Source organism: Thiomonas bhubaneswarensis (assembly GCF_001418255.1).
In the GTDB taxonomy this organism is placed as follows: Bacteria; Pseudomonadota; Gammaproteobacteria; order Burkholderiales; family Burkholderiaceae_C; genus Thiomonas; species Thiomonas bhubaneswarensis.
In genome coordinates this window covers 32,552-45,602 of the sequence record NZ_LIPV01000003.1, presented here as the reverse complement: position 1 = coordinate 45,602, position 13,051 = coordinate 32,552, and the positions used below count along the sequence as shown (strand labels likewise).

At 65.3% G+C, this 13,051-nt stretch carries 13 protein-coding genes; 5 read left to right on the top strand and 8 right to left on the bottom strand.

The features are described 5' to 3' along the window. Nucleotides 1–17: 17 nt before the first annotated feature. Nucleotides 18–1,349 (bottom strand): sensor domain-containing diguanylate cyclase, encoded by a 1,332-nt coding sequence (locus tag ASC45_RS04630; protein WP_245609954.1) that lies wholly within the window; start codon nucleotides 1,347–1,349, stop codon nucleotides 18–20. A gap of 72 nt (nucleotides 1,350–1,421) precedes the next feature. Between ASC45_RS04630 and ASC45_RS04625 the strand changes: the two genes are divergently transcribed. From ASC45_RS04625 to ASC45_RS04615, 3 genes are read left to right on the top strand one after another with little or no spacing between them, the layout of a single operon-like run. Further along, a complete protein-coding gene (locus ASC45_RS04625) occupies nucleotides 1,422–2,471 on the top strand; it encodes a sulfurtransferase (protein ID WP_055449875.1) in 1,050 nt (349 codons plus the stop codon). Further along, nucleotides 2,456–3,613, top strand: coding sequence for a YeeE/YedE thiosulfate transporter family protein (locus ASC45_RS04620; RefSeq protein ID WP_055449874.1), 1,158 nt, complete (start codon nucleotides 2,456–2,458; stop codon nucleotides 3,611–3,613). The genes ASC45_RS04625 and ASC45_RS04620 overlap by 16 nt, the downstream gene beginning before the upstream one ends. An 11-nt stretch (nucleotides 3,614–3,624) precedes the next feature. Then, a complete protein-coding gene (locus tag ASC45_RS04615; protein ID WP_055449873.1) occupies nucleotides 3,625–3,804 on the top strand; it encodes a hypothetical protein in 180 nt (59 codons plus the stop codon). On the opposite strand, the gene rapZ is transcribed toward ASC45_RS04615, so the two are convergent. The 3 genes from rapZ to ASC45_RS04600 are packed head-to-tail and all read right to left on the bottom strand — an operon-like array spanning nucleotide 3,774 to nucleotide 7,291. Continuing rightward, the gene (gene rapZ / locus ASC45_RS04610) at nucleotides 3,774–4,724 is read right to left on the bottom strand and encodes an RNase adapter RapZ (RefSeq protein WP_245609953.1); all 951 of its coding nucleotides are present in this window, start codon (nucleotides 4,722–4,724) and stop codon (nucleotides 3,774–3,776) included. The genes ASC45_RS04615 and rapZ overlap by 31 nt on opposite strands. 9 nt (nucleotides 4,725–4,733) lie before the next feature. Beyond that, a complete protein-coding gene (gene recN, locus ASC45_RS04605) occupies nucleotides 4,734–6,395 on the bottom strand; it encodes a DNA repair protein RecN (protein ID WP_055449872.1) in 1,662 nt (553 codons plus the stop codon). A 2-nt stretch (nucleotides 6,396–6,397) separates the two neighbouring features. Continuing rightward, entirely contained in the window at nucleotides 6,398–7,291 is an 894-nt protein-coding gene (locus ASC45_RS04600) for an NAD kinase (RefSeq protein WP_055449871.1), read from the bottom strand. A gap of 116 nt (nucleotides 7,292–7,407) precedes the next feature. On the opposite strand from ASC45_RS04600, the gene hrcA reads away from it, so the two are divergent. After that, the gene (gene hrcA, locus ASC45_RS04595) at nucleotides 7,408–8,427 is read left to right on the top strand and encodes a heat-inducible transcriptional repressor HrcA (protein WP_055449870.1); all 1,020 of its coding nucleotides are present in this window, start codon (nucleotides 7,408–7,410) and stop codon (nucleotides 8,425–8,427) included. Nucleotides 8,428–8,514: 87 nt separating this feature from the next. On the opposite strand, the gene ASC45_RS04590 is transcribed toward hrcA, so the two are convergent. From ASC45_RS04590 to ASC45_RS04575, 4 genes are all read right to left on the bottom strand, one after another. Beyond that, nucleotides 8,515–8,940: a universal stress protein gene (locus tag ASC45_RS04590; protein WP_055449869.1), complete on the bottom strand. Its 426-nt coding sequence runs from the start codon at nucleotides 8,938–8,940 to the stop codon at nucleotides 8,515–8,517. Nucleotides 8,941–9,194: 254 nt separating this feature from the next. Then, entirely contained in the window at nucleotides 9,195–10,313 is a 1,119-nt protein-coding gene (locus ASC45_RS04585; protein ID WP_055449868.1) for a porin, read from the bottom strand. A gap of 273 nt (nucleotides 10,314–10,586) precedes the next feature. Beyond that, a complete protein-coding gene (locus tag ASC45_RS04580; protein WP_055449867.1) occupies nucleotides 10,587–11,768 on the bottom strand; it encodes a porin in 1,182 nt (393 codons plus the stop codon). Nucleotides 11,769–11,971: 203 nt separating this feature from the next. Then, nucleotides 11,972–12,412 carry an OsmC family protein gene (locus tag ASC45_RS04575; protein WP_055449866.1) on the bottom strand — a complete coding sequence of 147 codons (441 nt, stop codon included), beginning with the start codon at nucleotides 12,410–12,412 and terminating at the stop codon, nucleotides 11,972–11,974. Between the two features lie 63 nt (nucleotides 12,413–12,475). On the opposite strand from ASC45_RS04575, the gene ASC45_RS04570 reads away from it, so the two are divergent. Continuing rightward, nucleotides 12,476–12,706, top strand: a complete 231-nt coding sequence (locus tag ASC45_RS04570) for a hypothetical protein (RefSeq protein ID WP_055450131.1) — start codon at nucleotides 12,476–12,478, stop codon at nucleotides 12,704–12,706. Nucleotides 12,707–13,051 lie beyond the last annotated feature (345 nt).

The following is a 13,051-nucleotide window of genomic DNA, read 5'->3' as shown; positions in this document are numbered from 1 at the left end:
CCCTGCGTTGACAGGCCCTACCCACAGACCCGATTGCGGCCCGCGGCCTTGGCACGGTAGAGGGCCTGGTCGGCGCGCACCAGCACGTCGGCGGTGCGGCGGTCGTCGGGGCGTCGCTGGGTCAGGCCTATGCTCACCGTCAGCGCCAGCGAGGCGTCCCCGGGCAGATCGAGCGCTTGGGCGCTGACGGCCAGGCGCAGCCTCTCGGCGATCTGCAACGCCTCGGCCTCATCGGCGCCGTCGAGAATCAACAGGAATTCCTCGCCGCCCAGCCGCCCAAAGAAATCGCGGCTGCGCTTTTCCCGGCTGATGATTCGGGCAAAGCCGGACAGCACCTCGTCGCCCGCGGCGTGGCCGTAACCATCGTTGACCTGCTTGAAGTGATCGAGGTCGAGCAGCAGTACCGAGAACGGTGCGCCGCGTTGCAACAACTGTTCAAGAATCGCCAGCACACTGCGCCGGTTGTGAATGCCGGTGAGGCTGTCGAAGGTCGCCAGGTGTTCGAGCCTGCGCTCCAGCGCCTTGCGCTCGCTGATGTCGCGCCAGATGCCTTCGACCCCGGCATACTGGCCCTGCTCGTCGCGCAAGGCCCGCGTGCTGATGGAGATATCGATGATCACGCCGTCCTTGCGCCGCATCCGCCCTGGAAAATCGTGCACCGAGCCGTGCTTCTTGATCTCGGCCACGAGGGCGTCGCGTTCCGACAGATCGGGATAGAACGCCGCAGCGGGCAGGCCGATGATTTCCTCGGCGGAATAGCCCAGCACGTTCTTCACCGCCGGGCAGACGTAGCGGGTGATGCCCTGCGCATCGGTGCGGTAGAACACATCCTGCATGGTGTTCATCATGCGCTGAAAGTCTTCGTCAGTCTGGCGCAGTTGCTGCTCCATCGCGGCGCGCTCGGTCATGTCGAGAAAGCTCGCCAGCACCGCCGTCTGGTCGCCTAGTTGCAGCGTGGCGCTGCTCATGGCCACGATCAGCGGCTCGCCGCCGCAGGTGTAGACGCGGATTTCGGTGACGGGGTTGACGCCGCCGCCTTCCGCATGGCGCAGTCGCGCCAACGAACGGTGCAGATCGAGAGGATGGATGAAATCCTGCACCGACTTGCCCACCACATCGCCGGGCTGTTGCGCGCCCAGCAGCCGCAACGCCGCAGCATTGGCATAACGCACGGTATTGCCCACCAACAAGGCGACGCAGGCTGGTAAATGCTCGATCCAGTCTGCATTTGGCAAAACGGGGGGCTCGGTTTCCGTCACGGTGGCCTCGAAAGGCAGGGCGTGGGTCATGGGCAGGACTTCATAGACGGCCAGACAGCGTAGCACCGCCCGCCCCGCCACGGCGGGCATATGCCTTGCGGTTGGATGCGCATGACAACTCTGTATTTCCGTTTTGACCGCCGGACTTCCAGAATGCCCTGCATGAACACACCCACCTCCACCCCTTCGCCGTCAGCGCACCGCATCGCACGGCGCTCTGTCTGGTCGAGGCTTTGCCGCGCTTGCGCGCTCGGCTGGTTTCTCGCCGCCTGGGCGCTGCAGCAGGGCGTCGGCGCGGCGCCCGCCCATCAGGCAGAGGCGCAGACCTTCGGCCCGCTGATCTCGGCCACCGCGCTGGCGGCGCAACGCGCCCAGGTGCGCATCATCGACCTGCGCGACATGGCCAGCGAACCGCATGTCGCGCACATCCCGGGCGCGCTGCCCGCGCCCTATGCCGACTGGCGTGGTCCGGCGAGCAATCCGGGGCAGCTCCGGCCGCTGGCCGAGTTCACCGCCCTGGTGCGCCGCCTGGGACTGACCGCCGAGACCCCCGTTGTGCTCGTCGCCAGCGGTAGCGACCCCAGCGACTTCGGAGCGCCGGCCCGCGTGTACTGGACGCTCAAGTGGCTGGGTCTGAAGCATCTCGCCATTCTCAACGGCGGCATGACCGCCTGGCTGGCCGCCGGCCTGTCCCTCACCCGCGAGCCCACGCCCCCCGCCGCACCCAGCGCGTTCACGCCCCAGCTCGACGGCGCCCTGCTCGCGACCCGAGCCGAGGTGGCGCAGGACCTGGCCCGCCCCGGCACCCTGCTGCTGGACGCGCGTCCCCGGGCCTTTTACCTGGGCCGCGAAAAGGCGCCAATTGCACGCTGCCCCGGCACCCTGCCCGGCGCGCTTGATTTCGACAATCTGCGCTGGTTCGAGCAAGGAAGCGCCGCCTTGCCCGATACGGCAACGCTCGAACGCGTCGCTCAAACCCTGCCGCAGCCCCTGGCCGCAGCACCGAGCGCTGAAGTGGTCTCGTTCTGCAACACCGGCCACTGGGCGGCGACCAACTGGTTCGTGCTGTCGCAGGTGCTGCACCGCCCGCATGTCGCGCTCTATCCCGGCTCCATGGTGGACTGGTCGCGCGCCGACGCGCCCATGGCGCATGTGCCCACCCGCCTGCAACAGCTCTGGCAGCAACTGGAACAGACATGGCAAGCGCTCTGAGCCCGGCGGGAAGCCGCACCGCAGCGGCGCAGGTGGCCCTTCCGGCTCAACGACGTCTGACCTGCAGCCTGCTGATCGGCTGCGGCCTGCTCGGGTTTGCCGCCATCACCTGGCTGGTCGGATGGAGGCAAGGCCTGCTCTGGCTGATCGGTCTGGGCTACGGCATGTTGCTCGCAGCGGCGGCCTTCGGCTTCACCACGGGATGGAGGGTGTGGATCACCCGCCGCGACCCCAAAGGTCTGTGGGCGCAGTTCGTCGGCATCACGGTGGCCATGCTCATCAACGTGCCGCTGCTGGCCGCGCATCCTGAACTGCAAGGCGCCGACGGGCCGCTTTCCATCAGTCTGCTGGTGGGCGCTTTCGTGTTCGGCGCGGCCATGCAGGTGGCCGATGGTTGTGGCTCGGGCACCTTGTACAAGGCCGGTCTGGGCCATCCGGTGAGCCTGGCGGTATTGCCCGCCTTCGTCTTCGGCAGCTTTCTCGGCGCCGCCCAGCTTCCCGCCTGGCTGTCGCTCGGCGCGCTGCCGCCGGTCGATCTGGTGCACCGGCTCGGAGCCACGCAAACGCTGATCGTCCAGCTTGCGGCCCTGGCCCTGCTGGCCGCGCTGCTGGGGCGGTTTCGCAGTGCGCAGCCTTCGCGCTGGAAGGGGCCAGCAGTGTGGTGGGCCGCCATCGGGCTGGGGCTGCTGGCCGCCGCCAATCTGGTGGTCGCGGGACAGCCCTGGGGCATCGTCTACGGCCTGGGGCTGTGGGGCGCCAAGATCGTGCAGGCCCTGGGCGTCGATCTGAGCGGCAACGCGTTCTGGGGTCTGCCTGCGCAGCAGGCCCAACTGCACGCCACGGTGCTGGCCGACAACACCAGCGTCACCGACCTGGGCTTGCTGCTGGGCGCGCTCATCGCTGCGAGTTGGCACGGCAAGGCCAACCCGGCGGTGAGGCTGCCCGCGCGGCAATGGCTGGCCAGCATCGCCGCCGGGCTGCTGCTGGGCTACAGCTCGCGCCTGGCCTTCGGCTGCAATGTGGGGGCGTATTTTTCGGGCATCGCCACCGGCAGCCTGCATGGCTGGGTGTGGTTCGCCTGCGCGTTTGCCGGCAGCCTCGTGGGCGTGCGCCTGCGGCATCGCCTGGGCATGGCGGATTGAGAGCAGAGACGATGAAGCGCAAATGCCCTGGTCTGATCGCCCTGTTCTGGACCGCCGTCGTTGTGCTCCTCGTGCTGGACTGGCGCGTGAGCACGCCGCACGACCGATTCGCCGAACCGCCACCGCTCGCGCTGGGTAACGGCCCGGCAGCCGATGCGGGTCACTGTTCCCTGGCGCCCAGTTCGCGGTGACGCAGCAGCACGGTGTACTGGCTGGCGAACGCGCGGCTGAGTTGTTCGGAGAGAAACACCGAGCGATGCTGCCCGCCGGTGCAGCCGATGGCCACGCCGACGTAGCTGCGATGATCGGCCGCCAGCTTGGGTAACCAGCGCTGCAGAAAACCGGCGATGTCGGCCTGCATCTGGTGCACCTCGGGCTGCCGCTGCAGAAATTCGGCCACGGGCGCGTCGCGCCCCGTCAGGGGCCGCAGCACCGGGTCGTAATGCGGGTTGGGCAACATGCGCACGTCGAACACATAGTCGGCGTCGAGCGGCACGCCGCGCTTGAAGGCGAACGACTCGAACATTACCACCATCTGCGAGGCCTGCACCCGCACGGCCTGCTTGATCCACTCGCGCAGCTGCGCCGATTTCATCTGGCTGGTGTCGATGTGCAGACCGATCTCGGCTACCGGACGCAGCAACTCGCGTTCGAGTTCGATGGACTCGATCAGCGCGTTGGCGTAGCCCTCGCCTCGCGCCGCGGCGGCGTTGCCCAGCTGATGAGCGGTGGCGCGGCTGGTGAGCGGATGTCGGCGGCGCGTCTCGGAGAACCGCTGCACCAGGGTGTCGGTGGCGCAGTCGAGGTAAATGGCATGCACCTCGCAGCAGGCCCGCAGGTTCTGAAGCAGGGCCGGGACATCGGCCAGCGATTCGGCGCTGCGCGCGTCCACCGCCACGGCCACGCGCTTCTGCCCCGAGGCGCGGGTCTGCTCCACCAGCGCGGTGATGAGCTGCGGCGGCAGATTGTCCACGCAGTAATAGCCGGAGTCTTCCAGTGCCGTCAGCGCCACAGACTTGCCCGAACCCGACAGCCCGGAGATCAGCACGAGCTGGTGGGTTTGACGCGAATCAGCGGGTGGGGCGGCGGTGGACATCTCGGAGGCATTCATGGCGTGGGTTCAGGAGGCATCGCAGGCCGCGAGCAACTCGCGCGCATGTTCCAGCGCGGCGTCGGACTGGGCGTTGCCGCCCAGCATACGGGCGATCTCGCCGGGCCGCTGCTCGGGCGCAAGCGCATCGAGCAGGCTGGCCGTGTGCTGGCCGCTGCTGAGCTTGCGCACCGCGAAATGCTGCTGGGCACAGGCGGCCACCTGCGCCAGATGGGTGACGGCGAGCACCTGGCGGTCGCTCCCCAGACGGCGCAGCAGACGCCCCACGGTCTGCGCCACGGCGCCGCCGATGCCGGCATCGACCTCGTCGAAGATCAGGGTCTCGGTGTCCTGCAAGGCGCTGGTAGTCACGGCCACGGCCAGGGCGATGCGCGACAGCTCGCCGCCGCTGGCCACCTTGCCCAGGGGCCGCAGCTCGGCGCCGGGGTGCGCGGCCACCTGCAGCTCCACCGCCTCCGCCCCGCGCGCGCCCACGGCTTCGAGCGGCAGCAGCGCCACGTCGAAGCGCCCGCCCGGCATGCCCAGATCCTGCATGGCCGCCTGTACCGCTTTGGCCAGTTGCTGTGCCGCCTTGCGGCGCTTGGCGCTGAGCTTGGCGGCCGCCTTTTGCAGGACGGCTTGCGCCGACTGCTCGGCGCTTTCCAGGGCAGGCAGATCGGCGCTGCGATCGAGCCGCTGGAGCTTGTCGCGCAGGTTTTGGTGGGTTTGCGGCAGTTCTGTCGCCGTCACCCGGTGCTTGCGCGCAAGGCTCATCCAGGCCGAGAGCCGGGCGTCGAGTTCGGCCAGCCGCTGCGGGTCGGCTTCGGTGCGCTCGGCAAGTCGGCGCAGCTCGTGGCTGAGATCGCTCAGACTCGCCTGCGCCGCATCGACCTGCTGCACCAGCGGCTGCAGACCGACATCGACCTGCGCGGCACGTTCGAGCGCCTGCTGCGCCAGAGTCAGCATGGACAGCACCCCCTGCTCTTCGCCATCGAGGGTGCCGACGGCGGCCGCGAAGTCTTCGAGCAGGCTGCTGACATGGGCGAGGCGCTTGTGCTCGGCCTCCAGCGCCTCCCATTCACCGACCTGCGGCTGCAGGCGGTCCAGTTCTTCGCATTGCCACTGCAGACGCTCGCGCTCCTCGGCCAAGGCACCGGCGTCACGGCGTGCCTGTTCGAGCGCGGCGTGCGCGTCGCGCCACAGCGCCCAGGCCTGAGCCACCGCCCGGGCTTCATCCTGCGCCCCGGCGTAGCCGTCGAGCAGGTGGGTGACGACTTCGCGCCGCACCAGCCCCTGATAGGCATGCTGGCCGTGGATGTCCACCAGCCACTCCCCAGCCGACTTGAGCTGGGCGGCGGTGGCCGGGCTGCCGTTGAGAAAACCGCGAGACTTGCCCTGCGCGTCGATCACGCGGCGCAGCAGCACGCTGTCGCCCTCGGCGGCAAAGCCCTGCTCCTCCAGCCAGGCGGCCAGCGGCGGGGTCAGGCTGAATTCGGCACTGATCTCGGCCCGCAACGCCCCCGTGCGCACCACGCTGCTGTCGGCGCGCTCGCCCAAGGCGAGCTTGAGCGCATCGATCAGGATGGATTTGCCCGCGCCAGTTTCGCCCGTGAGCACGGTGAACCCGGCCGCCAGATCGATGTCGAGCTCGGGAACGATGACGAAATCGCGCAAATGCAGGTGCAACAGCATCTTCAGGCCTCGTCGGGAATTTCGTGCCAGTGCAGTTTTTTGCGCAGCGTCGAGAAATAACTCCACCCTGGCGGATGGAGGAAGACACAGCGATGCGCCGCCTGGCCGATACGGATGCGGTCGCCGCCGATCAACTCGGCGTAGCTCTGCATGTCGAAATTCACGCTGACATCGCGCGGCGTGACCACCTCGATCACGATGTCGGCACCGCCCGGCAACACGATGGGACGGTTGGACAGGGTGTGCGGCGCAATCGGCACCAGCACCACCCCGTTGACGCTGGGATGCAGAATCGGCCCGTAGGCCGACAGGGCGTAGGCGGTCGAGCCGGTGGGCGTGGCCACGATCAGACCATCGGCCCGCTGCACATACATGAAGCGGCCGTCCACCTCCACCTTCAGCTCGACCAGGCCCGACGCCCCATTGCGATTCACCACCACATCGTTCACGGCAATGGCGCTGAAAATGGTCTGCCCCGCGCGCTCCACCGCGCCGCAGAGCATGGCGCGCTCCTCGCGCTCGAACTCGCCCGCCATCAGACCGTCGATCGCGTTCTCCCACTCGCTGTCGGCAATGTCGGTCATGAAGCCCAGCCGCCCGGCGTTGATGCCCACCAGGGGCACGTTCAAGGGCGCCAGTCGCCGTGCCGCGCCCAGCATGGTGCCGTCGCCGCCCAGCACCACCGCCACCCAGCCGCCCTGTGCGGTGCGCTCGGCCAACTCGCTGCTGCGCAGCACCGGGTAAGGCAGCTCGGTGTGCTGCGCGGTGAGCTCGCCCACCCAGACCTCCACGCCTGCGCGGCTCAGACGCGCGGCGATCTCGCCGAGCTTGCGCTGCGCCTGCGGCGCCTGATACTTGCCGATCAGCAGGGCCTGCTGGAATACGGTACGGGGCATGGGGTAGTGAGATGAGGCATGGCGAACAAATCCACCATGACGGCAAATTACAGCACAGGCCGATGGCGCGCGGTGGGCTTGCAGCCGGCTAAGGCTGGGCGCCCTAAAATTCAGCCATGGAAGAACGCGCCCGACTGCTGCTCAAGACCCTGATCGAACATTACATCGCCGACGGTCAGCCTGTGGGTTCGCGCACGCTCTCCAAGGCATCGGGGCTGGAGCTGTCGGCCGCCACCATCCGCAACGTCATGGCCGATCTTGAAGACCTCGGCCTCATCACCAGCCCGCACACCTCCGCCGGGCGGGTTCCGACGCCACGCGGCTACCGCATGTTCGTCGATGCCATGCTCACCGCGCAGACGAGCAAGCAGCCCGACCTGCTGCCGCAGACCCTGCAACAGCACATCGACACTGCGCCACCACAGCAGGTCATGGCGCGGGCGGCGCAGCTCATGTCGAGCCTGTCGCAGTTCGTCGGCGTGGTGCTGGCGCCGCAACGCAGCGCGGCGTTTCGCCACATCGAGTTTCTGCGCTTGAGCGAACATCGCATCCTGCTCATCATCGTCAGCCCCGAGGGCGACGTGCAGAACCGCATGCTGCACTGGCCGCACGCCCTGAGCCAGAGCGAACTCAACACGGCCACCAACTATCTCAACGCGCATTTTTCCGGCATGAGTTTCGAGCAGGTGGCGCAAAAGCTCGGCAGTGAAGTGGAGCACCTGCGCAGCGAACTCGTCGCCCTCATGCAGGCCGGCGTGCAGGCGGGCAGCCTGGCGCTGCAGCAGCCGCAGGATCAGGTCGTCATCTCCGGGCAGCAGCAATTGCTCGGCATCGGCGACCTCGCCGGCAACCTCGACAAGCTGCGCCAGCTGTTCGACCTGTTCGAGCAGAAAGCCCAGTTGCTCAAGCTGATGGACGCCTCGGCCAAAGCCGAAGGTGTGCGCATCTACATCGGCGGCGAAAGCGAGGCCGTGCCCTTCGAAGAACTCTCGGTCATCACCGCCCCCTACGCAGCAAACGGCAAGGTCGTGGGCACCCTGGGCGTCATCGGCCCCACCCGCATGGCCTACGACCGCATGATCCAGATCGTGGACATCACCGCCAAGCTGGTCGGCAATGCGCTGAGCCAGTGGTGATTCCCGAATCAAGAGCAAATCTCAAGGCCCTCCCCCGCCTGCGGGGAATGCAAAGAAGAGGCCTGCAAAGTCAACCCGGCGGTGACATCACCGCACCAACAGCACCGGCACCGTAGTAGCCGCCACCACCTTGCTCGCCACCGAGCCCATGACAAAACCCTTGAGCGCTGAATGGCCGTGCGTGCCCATGATGAGCAGATCGGGTTGCAAGCGCTTGGCCTCGCCCGCGATCTGCTCGGCCGGGTCACCCACGGCATGCACCGAGGTGAAGGCCAACCCCGCTTCGCGCAGCAGCTTTTCAGCCGGGGCCAACGCCTGCGCGGCGACGTCGCGGTAATAGTCTTCGAGCGTGGCCTTGCTGAGTTGCGCACGCGCCAGCGGCGTGCCTATGGGCAGCGCCACGGTGAACAAGGTGATCTTGGGCGGCTCGCGGTACAACGCCGCCTGGCCAACCAGCATCCGAGCAGCGCGCTCGGTGTAGGGCGAGCCATCAACGGCCAGCATGATGTGCATGGGAAAAATTCCTCGTAGCGTTGGATAAACGTCTCCATCTATGAAGAGCGCCGACCCGAGGTCGATACCCCTTCGTCGCCTTTGATTATGCCTGCCCTGTGCCCGCGGCTCTCACCAGCAGAACGGAACACCGCCGCAAGGCGAAGACGAAAAAGCCGCCTGAAAGCGAGGATAAAAACAGCCGCCCGAAGGCGAGGATGAAAAAAGCCGCCCGAAGGCGGCTTTGAAACAGGCTTGAAACAGCTTGCGCTGAATCAGAACTTGTGGCGGATGCCCAAGGCGAAGCCGTTGGAGCCTTGGTTGGCGACGCCGAGGTTGGTGCTCGCATTGCTGTTGGCAACGATGGCTGCGCCATTGCTGTTGCTGATGTGCGAGTAGGAGGCATACAGGTTGGTGCGCTTGGACAGCGAGTAGGTGTAGCCAATCGCAGCCTGCTTGGCTTCCGGAGCGGAAGCGAGCGAACCCATGTCGTTCTTGTATACGCTGTAGGAGGCCAGCACGGCACCCGGGCCAACCGGCACGGTAGCGCCCAGCATCCATTGCTTCTGGCTACCGGAAATGCCGTCAACCTTCAGGTTGGAGTAAAGACCCGTAACCTTGGCGATGCCGAAGTCGTAACCACCAAAGATGTCGTACATCTTTGCTTTGGCGCCGATGTCGAATGCGGCGTTGATGTTCTGCATATTGGTGATTTGCGAATAATCAACACCGGCGGTGATCGGGCCGTTGTTGTAGTTACCGCTCAGCCAATAGGCACGGCTGGTGCTACCTGCCGTGTTGATCGGCTGGGTGGCCGAGCCCACGTTGAAGGTGTACGCCAGGGTGGCGTTGAAGCCCGAGAAATTAGGCGTAATGTAGGCCAGGGTCTGGTCAGCACGGGTCAGGTTGGCGACGCCGTTTTGAGTCAGCAACGAGGTGTTGCCGATGCTGCCGGTAAGGCCAAAGCCGAACGGGTCAATGGCGACTTGGTTGTTATACGCCGGGTTGTACAGACGGCCACCGACGACAGTACCGAAACTGCCGGTAAGGCCGACGTAGGACTGGCGCTGCATGAAGCCGCCACCGGAGCAGTAGCCGCCGCTGTTGCCACCGGTCACGTTGGTGCCGGCAGCGCAGAAGCCGGTTTCAGCGTTGAAAATGGCGCTCAGACCGCCGCCGAGGTCTTCCGTGCCCTTGATGCCGATGCGGGAGGGCGACTGGATGCCGGATTGCAGGCCGGTGAAGCTGGCCTCGCCGGTGCCGCCAGAAGGCTTGACGCCGGTGTAATGGGCAATGCCCATGTCGACGATACCGTACAGCTGCACGCTGTCAGCGGCAAAAGCCGAGCCAGAGAAAGCGCCGATGACGGCGAGTGCGAGTAGTGATTTTTTCATTGAGCATCTCCAGGTTGTTGAGGGCCGACCATGAAGGCCGGTAAAGAGACAGGCGGCAGAGGCAAGCCACTGCGAGTCCCAGCTCGTCGCAGACCTAAAGCATTCCGCTACCGAGACCCGCTCAATTTACCAGCGCATCAGCAAAGATGCATATTGCCGCGTCGCCATGCCGGGAGATTCGTTGCCAATCAACAACAAAACAGCCCGCAAGCGGGCTGTTTTGTTGCCACTCCGCCCCCTCTCGGCTGCGCCGACGGGGTGGGTTGGAGGTGCTTAGAACGAGTGCAGGATGCCAACAGCGAAGCCGCTGGAACCCTGGCCAGTGACACCGGCGTTGCTGTTGGTCGCGGTGTTGACGGCCAGCGCAGTGCCCAGGCGATCCACAGCGGCGGAGTCGTTGTTGATGTGCGCGTACGAGGTGTACAGCATGGTGCGCTTGGACAGGTTGTAGCTGTAGCCGATGGCGTATTGCTTCGCGGTGGACTTGCTCAGAGCGACCGTGTTGGACAGGCTGCTCGAGTATTGGCCGTAAGAGGCCATGATCATGCCAGCGCCCAGCGGCACGGTCGTGCCGACAAGCCAGGACGAATCGTTGCCGGAGTAGTAGTCGGCGGTGCCACGCTCGTAAATGCCCATCAGCTTGGCAACACCCAGGTCGTACGAACCGAAGGCCTGCCACACTTTGTAGGCACCCGTGTTGGCGCCGGAGGCGTTGACGGTGATATTGCTCACCTTGGTGTAGTTCGCACCCACAGTCGCGGCGCCGATGGCGTAGTTACCGTCGAGCGACCACATGGTGGTCTTGTTGCCAGCGGTGTTGATCGGGTCGGTCGCAGCGCCGGTGTTGAACGAGTAGTCAGCGCGTACGGTCAGCCCAGCCAGGCTCGGCGAAATGTAGGTGATGGTCTGGTTGCTGCGCAGCAGCGAACCGATGGCATCGCCATTCAGGCCAAAGATACCTAGGCTGAAGTTGGAGTAGGCACCAGTGAAACCTGCCTGGAACGGGTCGTAGTTGATCTCGTTGGTGAACATGCTGGTGAAGTAGCGGCCCATTTGCACGGTACCGAAGCTGCCTTGCAGGCCCAGCATGGTGGTACGGCCCATGAAGCTGCCGCCGGTGCAATAGCCCGAAGTGCCTGCGCCGGTTTGGTTGGTGCCGGCCGGGCAGAAGCCGGTTTCTGCCTTGAAGATGGCTTTCAGGCCGCCACCCAGATCTTCGGTGCCTTTGAGGCCGATGCGCGAGCCGGCCACGACACCGGACATCAGGCCGGTATAGGAGGCCGTTGAGCCGGGCGCTGCGGTGGTGTTGCTCGGGGCGATGCCGGTGAAGTGGCCCACACCCATGTCAATGATGCCGTACAACTGCACGCTGTCTGCGGCGAAAGCCGAACCAGAGAAAGCGCCGACCACGGCCAGGGCAATGAGGGATTTTTTGGCGAAACCTTGGTGTTTCATCTCGTGCTCCGTTTGAATTTCCGCTTTTGCCGACACAACTCTCCAGGGCGATGCCGTAGCGGGATTGAGGGGTTTGGCTGCGCAGGCTTGTGCCCTTGCATGCACAAGGGCAGCATTTAAGCGCCTGTCATGACGGCGCTCAAGAAGATTTTGCCCCATCGCGACAAGTGTCATCAAAATGCAACATCTCAGACATAGCCCAATCATTCCACCTGAGCGATATCGACGCTGTAAGTCATCGCCGCGGTCTTTTCCAGCATGGCGCTGGCCGAGCAGTATTTGGTGTGCGAAAGCTCCACAGCACGATGCACCATCTCGGTGCGCAAATCCTTGCCGCTGACGGTGAAGTGCATGTGGATGCGGGTGAACACCTTGGGGTCGGTGGTGGCGCGCTCGGCCTCTAACCGCACGCTGCAGCCGCGCACGTCCTGCCGCGCCTTTTTGAGGATGTACACCACGTCGTAGGCGGTGCAGCCGCCGGTGCCCGCGAGCACGGTCTCCATCGGCCGCGGCGCGAGGTTGTGCCCGCCGGGCTCGCCGGGGCTGCTCGCAGGCGCGCCGTCCATGCGCAGGGTGTGGCCGGTCTCGGTGTGGGCGGTGAAGGCCATGCCGTCCTCGCCTTCCCATGTCACTGTGCATTGCATTGCTCTCTCCTTGGTGTTGTGGGCCAATTGTCGATGCTTTTTCAGCGGGCCTACACTTGTTTCATGAGCACCGTCACGTTCGATACGCACAAGTTCATTCGCAAGTTGCGTGAATCCGGCATGCCGGACGCGCATGCGGAAGCCGTGGTGGATGCGCTTCGCGAAGCGCGAGGCGAAGCAGCCCTGGCGACCAAGCCTGATCTGCGCGAGCTTGAAGTACGGCTAACGATCAAAATTGGCGGCATGCTGGTGATCGCGGTGGGCGTGCTGGCCGCCGTGCTGAAGCTGCAGTAGGCGCGGAAGGCACGCAGCAGGTCATTTTCATTGATTTGCATCAATTTCGATGCGGGCGGCGAAGGCGCGCGAAGACCAAAGCCAGCCCCAAGCCCAAAGAAATCGTTGATTTTTCAATGATTTAATCAAAAAATAAGCCTATGCTTATTTAACAATACCATGATGCACGGATGGGCTAGGCAAGATACATAAGCATCCTCTAATATTGCATCACGCGTCGCAGTTGACGCACCGATTGTCTCCTCCACCTCCTCCTTTGGTGGATTCTTACCCGGGCCGATGAAAGCATCCGCCCGGGTATTTTTTTGCCCGGTTTTTTTTCTGTTTGTCGTCGGCACGCGCCGT